Source organism: Micromonospora sp. B9E7, from assembly GCF_039871815.1.
GTDB lineage: Bacteria > Actinomycetota > Actinomycetes > Mycobacteriales > Micromonosporaceae > Micromonospora.
Map to the genome: position 1 here is coordinate 213,439 of NZ_JBDPLX010000002.1, position 18,607 is coordinate 232,045.

Genomic DNA, 18,607 nt, shown 5'->3' on the forward strand with positions numbered 1-18,607 from the left:
TCACGGACGGCGGTCATGCCCGGCTCACAGCCGGCGTGGCCGCCGTTTCGTGTCGACCGAGCGCGCCGTCAATGAGCAGGCGAGTGCTCGTCTTGTGCTTTGCCGGGTCTCAAGACGTCCGTGACAGATCGGTCTCGGGACGTGGGTGACACTTCCGGCTAGCCGGGTCGTGACGGCAACTCGCGTGGGTGTCGTCGTGCGCGCATCGCGTCAGCCACGGCGACTCCTGCCAGGACGACGACGGCGGCGGTGGCGACGCCTAGCGGCGGCACCAGGATCATCACGGGGGAGATGACGACGAGGACGAGGACCCCGATCGGCCGATCCCAGGACACACGGCGGAACACCGCAAACTCGAAGAGGGCACGTCCGGCGAGGAACAGTGCGGGCCCGCCGAGGATCACGGCGATCCAGGCCGGCTGTGTGTGTCCGAACGGGTGCACGATGACAAGCTCGTCGCCGACGGCGATCGCCACGATGCCGGCGATCATGGCGAGGTGGGAATACGTCGCCGGGATGCCCACGCGGAGCGGGTCAGGGGCGACTGCCAGGGCCATGTCATACAGTTCACCCGCGCGGTAGATGTAGATCCGCCATAGCAGCACGATCGTGGCGAACGCCACTACTAGCGCAGCGCTCCGGTCGGTCTCGAAGCCGCCGTTGCCGAAGGACAACCCCGTCGCCAGGATCAACTCGCCGAGCGCGATGATGAAGAACTGCCGGTAGCGCTCTCCCAGGTGCTCGCCGGAGATCGCGAACTCCGCTGCACGGGCGCGGCCGAACCACGGTGTGGGGTAGCGCAGTGCGACCGCCGCGTACTCCACGGCCAGCGCGAGCGTCCACAGCACGGCACGCGCCGTACCGTGCGCGGCGGCTCCCGCGATCCACGGCACGGCAGATACGCCGAACCAGAAGAGCAGCCGCAGGTAGAAGCGGCGTACCTCGTGGTCACGCACGACGGCCACGATGAACACACTGCGGCCGACCTGAACGGCGACGTATGCGCCTGCGAAGAACAGGCCTCGCTCGTGGAACGCCTCCGGGGCAGCGGCGGCCAGCAACAGAGTGCCGAACATCGTCGCGATGACCAGCAGCTGTATCGGCGCTCGTCGCGGGTCGAGTATGTCCGCTGCCCCCGCAGTATTGACCCAGACCCACCACAGGGCGAGCAGCAACACCAGCGTCTGAAAGGCGCCGCTCCAGGTCAGATGCTCCAGCAGCCCCTGCGAGACCCGGAAGAGCGCGAGGACGAACACCAGGTCGAAGAACAGTTCCAGGAACGTCGCTCGCTGTGGATCCTCGGGTCTCCGCCGCAGCCCCGCTGCACCACCCGCCATCGGCTCGCCCGCTTCTGCCGTTTCTGCCGGTCTTTGACGCAGTCGTACCACGACGCGGACTTCGCCGACGTGGATGTGCCGCGATGGCATCGGCTGAGGTTCGGCAGGCGCACAATCGGCCGGGCCGGCTCCACTGTTCGCGGAGCCGGCCCGGCTCGCTGTGGCTGCCACCGGTGGCCGCGGCGCTCGACGCACTCCGACCGCCGCTGATGGTGCTGCTGCCGCAGGTGGCCCTGGGCCTGCTGGGGCTGGCCCTGCCCGACCGATCCTCCCGGGCGATCCGCCTCGCGCCGGCGCTGTCCGCACTGTCGGCGGTGGTGGCGACGGAGTTCCTGGTGGACTTGGACCCGGTCTTCATCTACTACGGCGCCGCCATGGAAGTCTTCCTGCCCACCGTCGGCGGACTGTTGCTGGTCGTCGGGGCTCTACTGGCCATGGGTCTGGCACTGGGCGGGGATGCCCGCGGCGGCTGGGCGCTCGTCACACTGCTCACCCCCGCCGGCTTCCTGGCGGTGCCCGGCCTGGCTGACAACTTCGGCCCGGCAGGGGGCGGCATCACCGTCGCGGAACTGGCCGTGACCGCTGTCGCCGTCGCGCTCGCCGGCCCGGCCGTCCTGCTCCTGGCCGTTGTGTTGCGCTCCCGCCGGACCTCCACCCCCCAGCCCTCAGGCCAACCCTGCCCCACCTGCGGCGCGCGAGCCCTGACCACACGACGATGATGATGATCATGAGGTTGGCGAGGCGTTCCGTCCGGATTGCCCCCGCCAACCTCATGATCAACGACGGCGGGCGGCGCGGGCGGCGCGGGCGGCGCGTAGGAGGACGGCCAGGAGCAGGGCGGTCGTCGCCAGGGCACCGGGGGCCTTGGTGAAGCGGGCCAGGTTGGTGCCGTCGGGCAGGGCCAGGAAGGCTGCCGCCGCGGTAGGCAGCACGAACCACGTCGTCCGCGTGGCGGTCAGCGCGAGCAGCGCGAGGGGCCAGGTCGCGTACCAGGGGTGGAAGACCGGGGACAGGACGACGGTGGCGACCAGCGCCAACGCCGCGCCGCGCAACGCCACCCGGGAACCCGCGACCTCGACCCGCGCCGGCTTGACCAGCGCCCTGCCACCGAGCGGTGCCCTGTCGTCGTCCGGCGCGCCGGCCACCCGCCGTCGGGCGTCGTCCAGCTGGCGCAGCGCCCGCCAGGACCGCCACCAGAGCACCACCAGCACCCCGGCAAGCAGCAGCAGGGCGACCGCGCGGATCACCGGTACCGCCTGCGGGTCCCGGCCGACCAGCGCACCGGCGTAGTCCACCACGAACCCGACGGCGGTGGGTGGCGACGTCCACTGCTCGGAGTCGCCGCTGTGCGTCAGCCCGCCCACCCAACCGAAGCCGAGACCGGACACCGCCGAGGTGACCAGCACCGCGCCGAGCAGTCCTCCGGCCAGCCAGCCGCCGTCGCGCAGCAACGCCCGTACGGTGTGACGACCACGGACTGCGGCCAGCGCGGCGAACGGCACCACCACGACCGCGCTGGCCTTCACCGTCACCGCCAACCCGAGCAGCGCCCCGGCCAGGAGCAACGCCGGAGGCCAACCCGGTCGCCGGATCACCACCAGCAGCCCGCAGAGCAGCAGACCCAGCATCACCGCGTCGTTGTGCGCGCCGGCGACGAGATGCACGCCGACCAGCGGCCCGGCCAGCGCCAGCCAGGCGGCCCGCCGGGTCGGTGTCCCGGTGGCCCGCGCCAACCCGGGCAGGCAGAGTGCGGCCAGCAGCAACCCGGCCACGGCGATCACCCGCAGCAGCACCAGGGTGCCGGTCAACCCGCCACCGAGGCTCACCGCGAGCGCCGCGAGCAGGACGAACACCGGCCCGTACGGTGCCGGGGTGTCCCGCCAGATCGGCGCGACCGTGTCCAGCCACGGGCAGCCCGCCGCCGCCACCCCCACCGCGTACGGGTCGACACCGTGCGCGTACGTCCAGCCCTGGCAGGCGTACGAGTAGACGTCCCGGCTGCCCAGCGGCGGCGCGAACAGCAGTGGCAGCGCCCACAGGCCGGCGGTGACGTACGCCCACCGGGTCGACGGGGCACCGTCGCGTAACGACCACCACGCGCCGACCAGCAGCGCGGTGCCGACGAGCCAGCAGGTCAGCGTCGCCGGGCCGTCCGGGGCTCGCCAGATCGACGCGGGTGTCACGCCGAGCGGAACGTCGGGCAGCACCCCGCCGAGGTATCCGGCCACGGCGAGCAGGACCGCACCGGCCAGGCCGACGTAACGTCCACCCGAGGCCGCCAACGGAACAGGCGGCGGCGGAACAGCCGGCGGCGAGACGGGCGGGCCGGGAGCGGTCACCGGCGCACCTTCCCTCAGTCGGCGGCGACCGGCTGACGGGTCGCCCGAGCCGACCGTACCAACCGGACGACCACCACGATCACCAACAACGTCATCAGCGGCGCCCCGACCGTCTTGGTGTACCGGGGCAGGCCGGTGCCGTCCGGCAGGATCAGGAACGACGCGACGAGGGCGACCACGACGAACCATCCGGTACGCCGGGCGGTGGCGGCCAGCACGAACAACGGCCACGTCCAGTACCAGGGGTGCACCACTGGTGAGAGCGCGATGGTGACGGCGAGCGCGAGGCCGGCGTAGAACAACGGGTCACGGGTGCGGGCCCGCCACCAGAGCCAGACGAGCAGGACGGCCAGCAGCACCACGGCGATCCCGCGCGTCACCGGCAACGCGTCGATGTGACCGCCGAACGGCACCGCGAGGTAGCCGACGGTCTGCCCGACGGCGGTGGGTGGGGAGGTCCAGGCGATGGCGGCACCGCCCTGGGACAGCCCGCCGATCCAGCCGAAGTCCAGCCCGCCGGCGAACGTCACTCCCACGACGGCGGCGACGGCCCCGCCGACCACCCAGCCGCCGTCGCGGATCAGGGTCCGGATCCGGTACGGCCCGGCGGTGGCCGCGAGCGCGGCGAACGGGACCACCACCACGGCGGTGACCTTGATCGCCACGGCGACACCGAGGAGCAGCCCGCCGACCAGCAGCATTCCGCGCCGGCCCGGGTGGGAGGCCACCACGGCCAGCCCTCCGACCAGCGCGGCGAGCATCAGTATGTCGTTGTGTGGACCACCGATCAGGTGCGCGGCGACCAGCGGGCAGCCCAGCGCCAGCCACACCGCACGTCGGGCCGGAACCCCGGCCCGACGGGCCAGCACCGGCAACGCCCACGCGGTCAGCGCCACGCCGACCAACGACATGGCCCGGAACAGCACGATGCTGGCGTTCAGCGATCCGGTGACCTCGACAACCGCACCCGCGATGAGCACGAACAGCGGCCCGTACGGTGCCGGGGTGTCCCGCCAGATGACGGAGACCGTGTCCAGCCAGGGGCAGGGCAGCGCGGAGACACCGTGCTCGTAGGGGCTGATGCCTCCGGCGAAGCTGGCGCCCTGGCAGGCGTACGCGTACACGTCCCGGCTGCCGAACGGTGGCGCGACGAGCAGCGGGAGCAACCACAGTCCCACGGTGACCAGCGCCCACCGGGTCGACGGCACTCCGTCGCGCAGCGCCCACCAGGCGTACGCCAGCAGGCCGGTGCCGACCACCCAGGCCGCCAGGACCAGTGGCCCGTCGGGGCCCTGCCAGATGCTGACCGGGGTGCTGCGCAGCGGGCCGCTGGGGAACGCTCCGCCGAGGTACGCGGACAGCGCGAGCAACGTCGAGCCGGCCAGGCCGGTCCAGCGCGCGAGGTGGGAAGGCACGCCCGACATGCTGCCAGCACCCCGGTCGGGGGGCGACGGCAGGCACCGTCAGCAGTGGCGGGACGGCGCGAGGTCGCTGGAGATCGTATAGTCGCCGGCCGTTCGGACCCGCACCTCGGTCCACCCGTCCGCGCCGGGGCGGACACAGCCGTCCGGGCCGCTCAGCGACAGCCAGCGTGACCACCGCACCCGAACCGGCACGTCGCCGGGCGCGGCGGTCAGGCGGACCGAGCCCCGGTCGGTGGCGACGAGCTGGCCTGGTGCGCCGACCAGCGGCGTCGGGTCGGCCACGGCGTACAGGCGCCAGGTCGGGTCGCGCCAGACCTCCCGCAGGTACGGCAGGCCGGCGCGGATCAACGCGGCCTCGTCCCGGCCCCACCGGTCGGCGGGAGCGTCCGGGGCGATCGCCACGTAGGTCACCGCCTCGTCGCGGAGCCACTGCTCGTAGGTCTGCGCGCTCAGGGTCCCGTCGTAGAACAGCGCGTTGCGATCGCTGTCGACCTGGCGCTCCCAGCCACGGGCCAACGGCACGGTCGGTGGCAGGTACGCGGACTCCCAGTGGTCGCGCAGCGGCACCACCTCGACCCGTCCGACGGGCTGCATCCGTTGCAGTTCCGCGACGAGCGGGCGGTGGAACGCCGGGGCGCTCTCCGGGGCGCCGGCCCGGGTGACGTCGCTCGTCATCACCGGGGACTGCCACCACACCGTCGCGGCGAGCAGCCCGGCCAGCCACGGGCCGGGCAGCGGCGCGTACCCGGCCAGCACGGGCAGCGCGAAGAGCAGCGGCAGGCGCAGCGCGTTGGATCCGATCGGGCTGGGCACGTAGTAGGCCCCGACCAGGAGCAGCACGGTGAGCACCGCGCCGACCCGCAGCACCCGGCGGCGGCGCGGCAGCAGGACCGCCACCAGCACGGCGAGCGCGACGTTGATCCGCATCGACTCGGCCGAGTACGGCTGGGTGCCGCCGTTGCCGAAGAGGAGGGCGATCGGCGCGAGGGTGACAGCGGGCGCCAGGGCCAGGACGAAGCCCTCCGCCAGTGGACCCTCCGCCCGCCAGCCACCGGCCAGCGCACGACCCGGTCCGTCGCCTCGCCCCAGGGGGGCCAGCAGCAACGCCGCACCGGCCAGCCCGGTGAACAGGCCGGCGACCGGGCTCGCCGCCGTCGCCAGGGCAGCGCACCCGGCTGCGAGCGCCAACCGGACCGGACGCGGCGGACGTTCCGTGCTGACGGCGCAGAGCGCCAGCAGCCCGAACGTCAGCCCGACGGCGAAGGTGATCCGTCCGCTCGCCAGGTTGCCGACCAGGACCACGGCACCGAGGACGCCGGCCAACAGCGGACGTCGGGCCCGGTTCCGGGCGAACAGCCATGCCAGCGCGAACGCGCCGAGCACCGCGGCAACGGCTCCCAGTGGGCGTACCCCGACCAGCGCGCCCAGCCGGGCCGTGAACAGGCTGTAGCCGTACTGGTTGACGCCGCCGTACCAGCCGAGGTCGATCGGCGCCGCACCGTACCGGTCGGCGAACTCGGCGCGGGCCACCTGCGCCGCGAGGTCGGTGCCCATCCGCGGCGCCAACAGGAACGCGACGGCGAGCACCATCGCGACACCGGTCGCCGCCGCCCAGCCGGTGCGCCGCCCGAGAGTGCGGGACGACGTGTCAGGCATTCAGGACCCGTTCGGTCGCGGCGCGGGAGCGTCGCCCGACGCGCAGGTACTCGTCGAGGAACTCCCCCGGGTCGTCGCGGCCGAGCAGCCGGACCACGCCTGCCAACTCCACCCCGTGTCGGGGCAACTGGTCGCCGGCCCGACCCCGGACCAGCATCAGCGCGTTGCGGACCTGCGCGGCCAGGGACCACCCGGCGGCCATCTCGGCGGCGTCCGCCGGGTCGACCAGGCCGGCCCGCTCGGCCGCCGCGAGAGCATCGAGGGTACGCGTGCCGCGCAGCGCCGGGTTCGCCCCGGCGTGCCGGAGCTGGACGAGCTGCACCGCCCACTCCACGTCGGCGAGCCCTCCCCGGCCCAGTTTGGTGTGGGTGGCCGGGTCGGCGCCCCGGGGCAGCCGTTCGGTCTCCACCCTCGCCTTGATCCGCCGGATCTCGACGACCTGCTCACGGGTCAGCCCGTCGGCCGGGTACCGCACCGGGTCGATCATCGCCTCGAACTCCGCGCCCAGACCCGCGTCGCCGCAGACGAACCGGGCGCGCAGCAGCGCCTGCGCCTCCCACACCCGCGACCAGCGGGCATAGTACGCCGCGTACGCGGCGAGGCTGCGCACCAGCGGACCCTGACGACCCTCAGGGCGCAGGTCGGCGTCGACGCCGAGCGGCGGGTCGGGGGCGGGCACGCCGAGCAGTCGGCGCAGCTCCTCGGCGATCGCGTGCGCGGCGGCGCTGGCGGCGCTCTCACTGGCCCCGGCGGGCGGGTCGTAGACGAAGAGCACGTCGGCGTCGGAGAGGTAGTTCGACTCGTACCCGCCGAGCCGTCCCATGCCGATCACCGCGAACCGCAGCCCTTCCGGCGCGGGCTGGCTGGCCTGGGCGGCACGCAGCGCGGCGGCCAGGGTGGCGTCGGTGACGTCGGCGAGTGCCGTGCCGACCTGGGTGATGTCGGACAGGCCGGGAGCGGGCCGGTTCGCGCCGTCCGGCCGGGTGGGGGTGGGTGCGAGCGAGCCCGCGCGGCAGAGCACGTCGGCGCAGGCCACCCGGACCAGTTCCCGCCGCCGCAGCGCGCGCACCGCGCTGGTCGCCTCGACCGGGTCGGTGTGCCGGGCCGCCGCCGCGAGGAAACCCTCCCGGAGCACGTCGCGGGAGCGCGGCGCCAGCTCGTTCTCCTCGGCCAGCAGCCGCAGCGCCTCCGGGTCGCGGGCGAGCAGGTCGGCGACGTACCGGGACAGCGAGAGGACCCGGGCCAGCCGCCGGGCGACCGGGCCGCCGTCGCGCAGCAGGCGCAGATACCAGGGGGTGCTGCCGAGTTTGTCGGAGACCTTGCGGTAGTTGAGCAACCCCCGGTCCGGTTCCGGCGCGTCGGCGAACTCGCTGAGCAGCACCGGCAGCAGGGTCCGCTGGATGGCCGCGGTGCGACTCACCCCGCCGGTGAGCGCCTGGAGGTGCCGCAGCGCCCCGGCCGGGTCGGCGAAACCGAGGATCTCCAGCCGGTGCCGGGCCGCCTCGGGGGTGAGCCGCAGCCCGTCCGCCGGCACCCGGGCCACCGACTCCAGCAGCGGTCGGTAGAGCAGTTTGGCGTGCAGCCGGCGTACCTCGGTGGCGTGGGTGACCCACTCGGCCCGGAAGCTCTCCACGGCGCTGCGCCCCGGCGTGGCCGTGAATCCCAGCGCGGCGGCGAGCCACCGCAGCGCGCCCGGCTCGGTGGGCACGGTGTGCGTACGGCGTAGGCCCTGTAGTTGCAGCCGGTGCTCGACGCTGCGCAGGAAGCGGTAGCCGCGCAGCAGCGCCTCGCCGTCGGCGCGACCGACGTAGCCGCCGGCGACGAGCGCGCGCAGCGCCGGGATGGTGCCCGGTTCCCGCAGCGTCTCGTCGCCGCGACCGTGCACGAGTTGCAGCAACTGGACGGCGAACTCGATGTCGCGCAGCCCGCCGGGCCCGCGCTTGATCTCGCGCTCCAGCTCCTTCGGCGGGATGTGGTCGATGATGCGGCGGCGCATGGCACGCACGTCCTCGACCGCCTCGGGCCGTTCGGCCGCCCGCCACACCAGCGGCGCGAGCTGGTCGATCCACTCCTGGGCCAGCGGCAGGTCACCGGCGGCCGGCCGGGCCTTGAGCAGCGCCTGGAACTCCCAGGTACGTGCCCACCGCCGGTAGTAGGCCAGGTGGCTGGCGATGGTCCGCACCAGCGGGCCGCGGCTGCCCTCGGGGCGCAGCGCGGCGTCCACCGGCCAGGCGACCAGCCCACAGATGGAGATCAGCCGGGTCGCCACCAGGGTCGCGGCGGACAGGTCGGCGTCCTCGGCGGCGACGAAGATGACGTCCACGTCGGAGACGTAGTTCAGCTCGCCACCACCGCACTTGCCCATCGCCACCACCGCGAGCCGGGGCCGCTCGGTGCCGTCCGCCAGCTCCGTGACCGCGATCTCGTACGCGGCGGCCAACGTCGCGTCGGCCAGCGCGGAGAGCGCAGCCATGGTCTGCTCCAGGCCGCGCCCGCCGGTCAGGTCCGCCGCCGCGATCCGCAGCAGCGCCAACCGGTACGCGGAGCGCAGCGTCGCCACCGGGTTGCCACCGTCGGTCGGCTCCAGCCGCCCCTCGGCGATCGGGGCGAGCCCGTCCGGGGCGGTACGCAACGCCGCGCAGTGCTCGGGGTGGGCGACCAGGTGATCGCCGAGCGCCGACGAGGCACCGAGTACGGCGATCAGCCGCCGCCGCAGCCCCGGATCGGCGTACAGCTCCGCGAGCAGTGGCGACTCGGCGCTGCCGTCGGTCGTGCGGCGTTCGGCCTCGACGATCCGGTGCAGTTGGCGCAGAGCCAGGTCCGGGTCGGCGGCCCGGGACAGCGCGGCGAGCAGCTCCCCGGCCCGCTCGTCGGCCGGCTCCTGCTCCTCCGGCCGCCACAGCCTCAGCCCGTCCGGGCCGAGCAGGTCCGCGGCGCGCGCGCCGCCGTCGCCCTCGGCGGTGCCGAAGCCGTACCGGGCGAGGCGGCCCGGTGCCCTGGTCGGCCGGCTCATCAGTGCCCGAGCAGCGGCAGGCCGCGCCGCATCGTGCTGTCGTCCAACTCGCCGAGGGCGAGGGCGGCGAACCGGGCGGCGAACGGCTGCCAGACCTCCTCGATGTCGGGCAGCACCGACGCGCAGGCCGCCACCACCAGCTCCGGGTCGTAGCCCAGCTCGGCGAGTTGGGCCGAGTCGGTGGACCAGTCGGCGATCATGGCGGCGTCGCACTCGATGTGGAACTGCAGGCCCCAGGCCCGGTCACCGAGCCGGAACGCCTGGTGCGGGTAGCGGGTCGACGCGGCCAGCAGGGTCGCGCCCCGGGGCAGTTCGGTGATCTCGTCGGCGTGCCACTGGAGCACGTCCGGGATCAACGGCACGTACCGGAACAGCGGGTCGCCCTCGGCGGCGTCGCGCCGGCCGACCACGCCGGGGCCGATCTCCGGCCCGGACGGGCTGCGCTCGACCAGCCCGGCGTGCGCGGTGGCGAGCAACTGCGCGCCCAGGCACACCGCCAGGGTCGGCACCCGGTGCCGGACCGCCTTGCGCAGCAGCCCCTCCACGGCGGGGAACCAGGGTGCGCCGGGCGAGCCGTCCGGCAGCGGGTACGCCTGTTGGTCGCCACCGAGCACCACCAGCGCCGCGTACCCCTCCAGGTCGGCGGGGAGCTCGTCGCCGGCGTGCGGGCGCACCACCCACAGCTCCAGCCCAGCCTCGGTCAGCCATTCGCCCAGCCGGCGGGCGTCGTCCGTCGGGTCGTTCTCGATCACCAGCGCGGTTGCCACCCGTCGAGGCTAGCGGGTACGCCGCGTCGTGCCACGCCCCGCCACGGACCCGCGGGCTCGTGCTGCTGGGGGTGGTTAGGCTCTGCTGTTGTGATCAGCGAGGACGCCACCACCGTCCGCCCACCCGTGCTGGTGCCGGGTGACGCGGTCCTGCTGGTGTCGCCGTCCGGGCCGACCTCGCCGGAGCGGGTGGCCCGGGGCATGGAACTGCTCGTCGGTTGGGGCCTGCGCCCGGTGCCGGCACCGAACGCGTACGCCCGCAACGGCTACCTCGCCGGCACCGACGACCTGCGCGCCGCCGACCTGAACGCCGCCTTCGCCGACCCGGAGATCCGAGGGGTGATCTGCACCCGGGGCGGGTACGGCGTGCAGCGGATCGTGGACGCCATCGACATGGCCGCCGTCCGCCGCGATCCGAAGGTGGTGGCCGGCTTCTCGGACATCACCGCGTTGCAGTTCGCGCTGTGGCGGGGCGCCCGGCTGGCCGGGGTGCACGGCCCGGGGGCGGCCTGGCGCGACGAGCGGACCCCGCTGCGCTCCGCCGAGTCCCTGCACGCGGCGCTGATGACGACCGAGCCGGTGTCGATCAGCGCGGTGCCCACCGAGGAGACCTTCGGCGTCCGCGTCCCGGGTCACGCCACCGGCACCCTGCTCGGCGGCAACCTGTGCATGATCGCCGCGTCGATCGGCACACCGGACCTGCCCGACCTGACCGGTGCGGTGCTGTTGATCGAGGACGTGCAGGAACCCCCGTACAAGGTCGACCGGATGCTCACCCACCTGCGTCGGGCTGGCGCTCTGGACGGGCTGGCCGGGGTGGCGGTCGGGCAGTTCACCGACTGCGGCGACGGCTGGGACACCACGATCGTGGACGTGCTCACCGAACGCCTCGGCGACCTGGGCGTGCCGGTCCTCGGCGGCCTCCCCATCGGCCACGGCCAGGACCAACTGACGGTCCCGGTAGGAACCAGGGCCACCCTGAACACCAACACCGCAACCCTGACGGTCTCCCCCGCCGTCTCCCCTCGGTGATCAAGAGGTTTGCGTCATCGTCGGCCCGGATCCTGACGCAAACCTCTTGATCAACTAGGTCAGCCGGGGCAGGTGGGCCACCGCGCCGGTTTCCAGGGCGGCCCAGATGCCGTCGGCGGTTCGGGTGATGCCGTGCGGTTCGGCGTTGGGGGTGGGCAGGTCGTAGCCCCTGATCCGTCCGGTCGGATCGAGGTGACCGATCCGGTTGGCGCCCCACTCCGTGAACCACGCCCCGCCCGCCGGGTCGGCCACGATGGCGTGCGGACGGGCCGCACGGTCCGGTAGCGGAAACTCGACGATCCCGCCGTCCGGAGTGATCCGGCCGACCTGACCGGCGCCGATCTCCACGAACCAGACGGCACCGTCGGCTCCGAGGGTGATGCCGACCGGTCCGGCGTTCGCGGTGGGCAGCGGGTGCAGCGTGACCCGACCGTCGAGGTCGATGCGGCCGATCGCGTTCGCCTGGTTGAGGGTGAACCAGAGAGCCTGGTCCGCGCCTGCGGTGATCATCGACGCGAACCCGCCGGTCACCGGCAGCGCAAACGTGGTGACCGTGCCGTCGGTGTCCACCCGGCCGATCGTGTCGGAGCTCATCCCGGCGTACCAGAGCGCGCCGTCGGCTCCGGCGGCGATGCCGCCCGGCCCGGTGCCTTCCGGTAGTGCGATCGTGCGCTGCTCACCGTCGACGCTGATGCGACCGATCCGGTCGTCGCCCGAGCGGGTGAACCAGAGCGCGTCGTCCGGCCCGGTCGTGATGATCAACGGGCGACCGCCGGCCGGGTCCAGCGGGTAGGTCCGGACCGCGCCGTCGGCCCCCAGGCGGGCGATCGCACCGGCGTGGACCAGCGTCAGCCACAGCGCGCCGTCGGGGCCGGCCGTGATGCCGTACGGGCCGGCGCCCGACTCGGCGAGCGGTATCTCCCGAATCTGGACGATCGTCACGTGCTGTCCTTCCGTTGGCGGATCGCCCACCTTGACCGGTCAGCCAGCGACGGCACAACCGATTTCGTCCGCCGCCCGCCGCCCGCCGCCCGCCGCCCGCCGCCCGCCGCCCGCCGCCCGCCGCGATTGTCAGCCCGCCGCCCGCCGCGATTGTCAGCCCGCTGACAGGATCGCCACGGCTTCCACCCAGACTGCCCGGTCACTGTCGGTGATGACAGCGCAGGATGACCCAACCTCTGGAGGACAGCATGTCCCGCACCATCCGTAGGAAGCACCTGCTGGCCGGCCTGGCCACCGCCGGCGTCCTCGGCGTGGGGATCGCGGCCCCGACGATCGCGTTCGCTGCGGACACCCCCACCCCGGCGCCGAGCGCCAGCACCGCCCCGGCTCCCGGCGCGAAGGCCGACCGGCAGGGCGAGTTCGCCGAGGCGCTCGCCAAGGAGCTGGGCGTGCCCACCGACAAGGTGACCGCCGCCCTGGAGAAGGTCCGCGAGCAGCACCGGCCGGCCGATCGGCCGCAGCGCCCCTCCGGCGAGGACCGGAAGGCCGCGCTCAAGGAGCGGCTGGACCAGGCCGTCAAGGACGGCAAGCTCACCCAGGAGCAGGCCGACGCCATCACCAAGGCCGTCGAGGCCGGCGTCTTCCCCGGTGGCGGCGGCCACCGTGGGTGGGGCCAGCACGGCGGCCCGGCGGGTACGCCCGGCAAGTGAGCCGTCGGGGCAGGCCTGGCCGGCCCGGGCCTGCCCCGAACCGGGCCGGCGCTCGATCAACTCGGTTTCACGGAATCGGCGGTGTCGACGGCACTCGGATACCGCGGTTTCCGTGAAACCGAGTCGAGCACGGCTCCGCACCCCCGAGCGGCCAGGCCCGACGGGGACCGAGCGGCCCCTGCGGGCGTGGGCGTCAGTTCTGCCCGGGCGGGGGCGCGAACACGCCCAGGTGGTTGCCGGCGGGGTCGAGCAGGTGGGCGAGGGTGAGCCCGCTCGGTGCGGTACGCGCCGCCACCAGCACCTTGCCACCGGCCGCCTCGGCCCGCCGGCAGGTCTGCGCCACGTCGGTGACCTCGGCGTAGAACACCGCGTAGTTCGGTGACGTCCCGTCGGTCGCCCGGATCGCTCCGCCGATCCCGGTGTCGCCGCCGGCACCTGTCACCCGGTAGGACCCGCCGTTGGCCGTTCCCTGCTCCTCGAAGGTCCAACCGAACAGCTCACCGTAGAAGCGCTCCGCCTCCTCCGGCCGGTCGGTGCCGATCTCGAACCAGGTGATGGGCGTCGTGGACATCTGCTGCCTCCAAGGTTTCCCGTGCCGGCTCTTCGGCCGTCGTCTCGGAGCAGTCTCTGGGTCGTCCGCGACACCGTCCTGTCGGTGTTTCCGGATCACCCGACGGGGTTTCCCACCGGCCGGACCCGACACGCTCGGCCCGACATTTCTCAGACCAGGCTCAGCGCGCGGACCCGTTCGCGGGGAATGTCCAGGTCGTCCGGGCGCAGCTCGCGCGACACCACGTCGGGCAGCGCCCGGACGCTCCGGATCCGGTCGGTGCGGAAGCAGCGCAGCTCGTCGCGCAGCCGACACCAGGCGAGCAGGTACCAGTGTCGCGGGTTGCCCAGGTAGCCGAGCGGCTCGACGTCACGGACCGAGTCGGCACCGCCCCGGTCGGCGTACCCGATGCGCAGCACCCGCCGTGCGGCGACCGCGCCGGCGACGACGGCCGGGACGGGCGTGGCCGGCCCGTCGCCGATCAGGTGCACGCGACCGGCGAGACGGTGCGCCTCGACGGCGTCGGCGGGCGGCAGCACTGCCATCAGTTTGCGCAGCGCGGTGGCACCCGGCCCGGCGAACGGCGTGCCGGCGAGTCGGTGCAGCGCGACGGCCATCGCGACCGCCTCGGCGGCGGTCAGGTTGACCGGCGGCAGGGTACGGGCGCGGTCCACCACGTAGCCGCCGGTGCGCCCGGGCTCGGCCCAGATCGGCACCCCGGCCTCCTGCAGCGCGCCGATGTCCCGCTCGATGGTCCGACTGCTCACCTCGAAACGCGCGGCCAGCCAGCGGGCGCTCCGCGGCCTCGGCGACACCGCCCGCAGTTCCTCGACCAGCGCGTAGAGACGGTCCGTACGGTTCATCCCCGGCACGCTACGGCCGGGGTACGACCAGCACGGACCGTGCTCAGGCGATGCAGGCGCAGACGATCAGCGCGGCCCCGAAGTGGGTGGCGGCGCTGACCCGGGCCGCCGGGTGCGGCTCGGGCGAACAGATGACCTCTCCGAGCTTGCCCGGGGTGAGCAGGTCCAGCACGAAGAACGCCAGCGCCATGATGGCCAGCCCGACCAGCCCGAACACCACGGTGGAGGCGAGCCCCTTGCCGAAGTCGCTGTAGCTGGTCAGGATCGCGGTGAAGACGATCCCGGCGATGCCGAGCTGGTTGGCGGCGAGCAGCAGCCCGGCGTTGGCGTTGCGGTCGACCCAGATCAGGTCCCGCAGCCGGCCCGGGGTCAGCAGGTCGACCAGCACGAAGCCGGCCGCCATGAGCCCGACGCCCACGATCCCGAACACGACGCTCTGCCAGGCACCGCTGAGCAGATCCTCCAGCACCGACTTGCCTCCCGACTCTCCGCCCGGAGGGGTACCGGCGCGGTGATCGAGACGATAGCGGCAGCGCGCAACCGCGGCAGCCCCGCCGCTACAGCGCCAGGTAGCGCTGCCGCTCGTACGGGGTGACCTCGCGGCGGTACTGCTCCCACTCGGCCCGCTTGTTGCGCAGGAAGAAGTCGAAGACGTGCTCGCCGAGCACCTCGGCGACCAGCTCGGACTCCGCCATCACGTCGATCGCCTCGGCGAGGTTCTCCGGCAGCGCCTCGTAGCCCATGGCGCGCCGCTCGGCGCTGGTCAGCGACCAGACGTCGTCCTCGGCGCCCGGCGGCAGCTCGTAGCCCTCCTCGATGCCCTTCAGGCCGGCGCCGAGCAGCACCGCGAAGGCGAGGTACGGGTTGGTCGCCGAGTCCAGTGAGCGGACCTCGACCCGGGCCGAGTTGGGCTTGCCGTACGCGGGAACCCGCACCAGCGCGGACCGGTTGAGGTGACCCCAGCAGACGTACGCGGGGCTCTCGGTGATCCGGTCCGGCAGGGCCTGCGGGAAGAGCCGCTTGTACGAGTTGACCCACTGGTTGGTGACCGCCGTGTATTCCCGGGCGTGCACCAGCAGACCGGCGATGAACGACTTCGCCACCTTGGAGAGCTTCATCGGGTCGCCGCCGTCGTGGAAGGCGTTGCGCTCCCCCTCGAACAGCGACAGGTGGGTGTGCATCCCGCTGCCCGGCTGGTCGGTGAAGGGCTTCGGCATGAAGCTGGCCTGCACTCCGGTGGAGAGCGCGACCTCCTTGATCACGTGCCGGAAGGTCATGATGTTGTCGGCGGTGGTCAGCGCGTCGGCGTAGCGCAGGTCGATCTCCTGCTGGCCGGGCGCGACCTCGTGGTGGCTGAACTCCACCGAGATGCCGATGCGCTCCAGCGCCAGCACGCCCTGGCGGCGGAAGTCGCGGGCCACGGCGTGGGTGGTGTGCTCGAAGTAGCCGCCGGTGTCGACCGGGGTGGGCAGCGAGCCGTCCTGCGGGCCGTTCTCCAGCAGGAAGAACTCGATCTCGGGGTGGGTGTAGAAGGTGAAGCCCTTCTCGGCGGCCTTGGACAGCGCCCGGCGCAGCACGTGCCGGGGGTCGGCCCAGGAGGGCCCGCCGTCGGGCAGCAGGATGTCGCAGAACATCCGGGCACTCTCGCCGCTGACCCCGCCCTCGAACGGGAAGACCTGGAAGGTGGTCGGGTCGGGCATGGCGACCATGTCCGATTCGAAGACCCGGGCGAAGCCCTCGATCGCCGAGCCGTCGAAGCCGATGCCCTCCTCGAAGGCCGCCTCCAACTCTGCCGGCGCCACCGAGACGCTCTTGAGCGTGCCCAGCACGTCGGTGAACCACAGCCGGACGAACCGGATGTCCCGCTCTTCCAGCGTGCGGAGGACGAACTCCTGCTGACGGTCCACTTCCCCAACCCCTCGCGACGCTCATTTGTCCGCATTGGCCGGGCTGTACCCGGCCTGATCGCCCAGTCTTCCCGGGCCTGGTTACGCAGACGTTACGCGAACTGCCGCCGGCCGTCCCCTCACCTCCCGCCCGGCGGGCGGGTGCCCACCGCCGCCGAGCCCGTGCCGCACTGCTCGGCGAGCCCGGAGCCGCACCGCCGGCAAGCCTGGGCCCCACCGCCGACGGCTGCGTCGGCCGCAGCGTGGCGGCCATCTCGTCCGAGGGGTGGGATTCAGCTGCGGAGGCTGGGGCAAGATGAGGACATGCCCACCCTGCGTCTCGCCCTGTCCCAGGTCAACCCGAGCGTCGGCGACCTCGCCGGAAACGCCGACCTGGTCCGCAGCTGGACTCGCCAGGCCGCCGATGCCGGTGCCCAGTTGGTGCTCTTCCCGGAGATGATGCTCACCGGCTACCCGGTCGAGGACCTGGTCTTCCGGCGCTCCTTCGTGGCCGCGTCCCGGGCTGCCGTGGACCGGCTCGCGGCCGACCTCGCCACGGACGGCCTCGGTGAGGTGCCGGTCGTGGTCGGCTACCTGGACGCCGACGGGCCGCCACAGGTCAGCGGGGACGCCGAGCCGGGCCGGGGTGCCCGCAACGCCGCCGCGCTGCTGCACCGGGGCACCGTCGCCGCCCGCTACTTCAAGCACCACCTGCCCAACTACGGGGTCTTCGACGAGGACCGCTACTTCGTCTCCGGTGACACGTTGACCGTGGTGCGGATCGGCGGCGTGGACGTCGCGCTGACCATCTGCGAGGACCTGTGGCAGGCCGGCGGCCCGTTCGCCGCCGCCCGGCGCGCCGGCGTCGGCCTGGTGGTCAACATCAACGGCTCGCCGTACGAGCTGAACAAGGACGACATCCGGCTGCCGCTGGTACGCCGCCGGGCCGCCGAGGCGGGTGCCGCCATCGCGTACGTCAACATGATCGGCGGCCAGGACGAGCTGGTCTTCGAGGGCGACTCGATGATCGTCACCGCGGACGGTGACCTGCTCACCCGGGCCCCCCAGTTCGTCGAGCACCTGCTCGTGCACGACGTCGAACTGCCGGCCGCCACCGACCTGCCGGCCACCGAATCCGTCACGGACGGCATGCGGATCGTGCGCAGCACGCTCGACGGGATTCCGGGCACACCGACCGGGCCGGCCGCCACCGGCGGTCTGATCGAGCCGGTGGCCGACGAGGCCGAGGTGTGGCAGGCACTGGTCCTCGGTCTGCGCGACTACGTCAACAAGAACCGGTTCCCGTCGGTGGTGCTCGGTCTCTCCGGCGGCATCGACTCGGCGGTGGTGGCCGCGTTGGCCGTCGACGCCCTGGGGCCGGACCGGGTGGTCGGGGTGTCGCTGCCCAGCCAGCACTCCTCCGAGCACTCCCGGGAGGACGCCGCCGACCTGGCCAAGCGCACCGGCCTGGACTACCGCGTCGAACCGATCCAGCCGATGGTGGACGGTTTCCTGGCCAACCTGTCGCTGTCCGGCGTGGCCGTGGAGAACCTGCAGGCCCGGGTCCGTGGCGTGATCCTGATGGCGCTGTCGAACCAGGAGGGCCACCTGGTGCTGACCACCGGCAACAAGAGTGAGCTGGCCGTCGGCTACTCCACGCTGTACGGCGACTCGGTGGGCGGCTTCAACCCGGTGAAGGACGTCTGGAAGACGCTGATCTGGCGGCTCGCGAAGTGGCGTAACACGGACGCGGCCCGGCGCGGTGAGACCGCCCCGATCCCGGAGAACTCGATCGGCAAGCCGCCGAGCGCCGAGCTGAGCCCGGGCCAGCTCGACAGCGACAGCCTGCCCGACTACGACGTCCTGGACCCGATCCTGATCGGCTACGTCGACGGCGACCTCGGCCGCGACGGGCTGGTCGAGTCGGGTCACGACCCGGCGATCGTGGACAAGGTGCTGCGGCTGGTGGATACCGCCGAGTACAAGCGACGGCAGTCCGCGCCGGGCACGAAGATCTCGATGAAGGCGTTCGGCCGGGACCGCCGTCTGCCGATCACCAACCGGTGGCGCGAGCACGGCTGAGCCGTA

The 18,607-nt window shown here is 73.3% G+C and carries 15 protein-coding genes; 4 read left to right on the forward strand and 11 right to left on the reverse strand.

Features of this window, described 5'->3' with window-relative positions; genetic code table 11:
- Nucleotides 1-158: 158 nt before the first annotated feature.
- Nucleotides 159-1,427 carry a low temperature requirement protein A gene (locus ABGB10_RS03645; protein ID WP_347659393.1) on the reverse strand — a complete coding sequence of 423 codons (1,269 nt, stop codon included), beginning with the start codon at nt 1,425-1,427 and terminating at the stop codon, nt 159-161.
- Nucleotides 1,428-1,510: 83 nt separating this feature from the next.
- On the opposite strand from ABGB10_RS03645, the gene ABGB10_RS03650 reads away from it, so the two are divergent.
- The gene (locus tag ABGB10_RS03650) at nt 1,511-2,056 is read left to right on the forward strand and encodes a hypothetical protein (protein WP_347659394.1); all 546 of its coding nucleotides are present in this window, start codon (nt 1,511-1,513) and stop codon (nt 2,054-2,056) included.
- Between the two features lie 57 nt (nt 2,057-2,113).
- Here the strand turns inward: ABGB10_RS03650 and mptB (ABGB10_RS03655) are convergent, their stop codons facing one another.
- From mptB (ABGB10_RS03655) to ABGB10_RS03675, 5 genes are read right to left on the reverse strand one after another with little or no spacing between them, the layout of a single operon-like run.
- Complete coding sequence (mptB, locus tag ABGB10_RS03655) at nt 2,114-3,676, reverse strand: polyprenol phosphomannose-dependent alpha 1,6 mannosyltransferase MptB (RefSeq protein ID WP_347659395.1); 1,563 nt, start codon at nt 3,674-3,676, stop codon at nt 2,114-2,116.
- Nucleotides 3,677-3,690: 14 nt separating this feature from the next.
- Complete coding sequence (gene mptB / locus ABGB10_RS03660) at nt 3,691-5,091, reverse strand: polyprenol phosphomannose-dependent alpha 1,6 mannosyltransferase MptB (protein WP_347659396.1); 1,401 nt, start codon at nt 5,089-5,091, stop codon at nt 3,691-3,693.
- Nucleotides 5,092-5,139: 48 nt separating this feature from the next.
- Nucleotides 5,140-6,756, reverse strand: coding sequence for a hypothetical protein (locus tag ABGB10_RS03665; protein ID WP_347659397.1), 1,617 nt, complete (start codon nt 6,754-6,756; stop codon nt 5,140-5,142).
- Nucleotides 6,749-9,769, reverse strand: coding sequence for a bifunctional [glutamine synthetase] adenylyltransferase/[glutamine synthetase]-adenylyl-L-tyrosine phosphorylase (locus ABGB10_RS03670; protein ID WP_347659398.1), 3,021 nt, complete (start codon nt 9,767-9,769; stop codon nt 6,749-6,751). Before ABGB10_RS03670 ends, ABGB10_RS03665 begins: the two co-directional genes overlap by 8 nt.
- A complete protein-coding gene (locus ABGB10_RS03675; protein WP_347659399.1) occupies nt 9,769-10,536 on the reverse strand; it encodes a type 1 glutamine amidotransferase in 768 nt (255 codons plus the stop codon). Before ABGB10_RS03675 ends, ABGB10_RS03670 begins: the two co-directional genes overlap by 1 nt.
- Nucleotides 10,537-10,626: 90 nt before the next feature.
- Between ABGB10_RS03675 and ABGB10_RS03680 the strand changes: the two genes are divergently transcribed.
- Nucleotides 10,627-11,568, forward strand: a complete 942-nt coding sequence (locus tag ABGB10_RS03680) for an LD-carboxypeptidase (RefSeq protein ID WP_347659401.1) — start codon at nt 10,627-10,629, stop codon at nt 11,566-11,568.
- A 54-nt stretch (nt 11,569-11,622) separates the two neighbouring features.
- On the opposite strand, the gene ABGB10_RS03685 is transcribed toward ABGB10_RS03680, so the two are convergent.
- Nucleotides 11,623-12,510, reverse strand: a complete 888-nt coding sequence (locus ABGB10_RS03685) for a virginiamycin B lyase (protein WP_347659402.1) — start codon at nt 12,508-12,510, stop codon at nt 11,623-11,625.
- Nucleotides 12,511-12,758: 248 nt separating this feature from the next.
- Here ABGB10_RS03685 and ABGB10_RS03690 point away from each other — a divergent pair, with 248 nt between their 5' ends.
- A complete protein-coding gene (locus ABGB10_RS03690; protein ID WP_347659693.1) occupies nt 12,759-13,220 on the forward strand; it encodes a hypothetical protein in 462 nt (153 codons plus the stop codon).
- Between the two features lie 193 nt (nt 13,221-13,413).
- Here ABGB10_RS03690 and ABGB10_RS03695 read toward each other — a convergent pair whose 3' ends face one another.
- The 4 genes from ABGB10_RS03695 to glnA form a co-directional block, all read right to left on the reverse strand.
- Nucleotides 13,414-13,791: a VOC family protein gene (locus tag ABGB10_RS03695; RefSeq protein ID WP_347659403.1), complete on the reverse strand. Its 378-nt coding sequence runs from the start codon at nt 13,789-13,791 to the stop codon at nt 13,414-13,416.
- A gap of 149 nt (nt 13,792-13,940) precedes the next feature.
- Nucleotides 13,941-14,633 carry a WYL domain-containing protein gene (locus ABGB10_RS03700; protein WP_347659405.1) on the reverse strand — a complete coding sequence of 231 codons (693 nt, stop codon included), beginning with the start codon at nt 14,631-14,633 and terminating at the stop codon, nt 13,941-13,943.
- Between the two features lie 43 nt (nt 14,634-14,676).
- A complete protein-coding gene (locus ABGB10_RS03705) occupies nt 14,677-15,102 on the reverse strand; it encodes a DUF350 domain-containing protein (protein WP_347659406.1) in 426 nt (141 codons plus the stop codon).
- A gap of 88 nt (nt 15,103-15,190) precedes the next feature.
- Entirely contained in the window at nt 15,191-16,540 is a 1,350-nt protein-coding gene (gene glnA / locus ABGB10_RS03710) for a type I glutamate--ammonia ligase (RefSeq protein WP_347659407.1), read from the reverse strand.
- A gap of 303 nt (nt 16,541-16,843) precedes the next feature.
- On the opposite strand from glnA, the gene ABGB10_RS03715 reads away from it, so the two are divergent.
- Nucleotides 16,844-18,601: an NAD+ synthase gene (locus ABGB10_RS03715; protein ID WP_347659408.1), complete on the forward strand. Its 1,758-nt coding sequence runs from the start codon at nt 16,844-16,846 to the stop codon at nt 18,599-18,601.
- Nucleotides 18,602-18,607 lie beyond the last annotated feature (6 nt).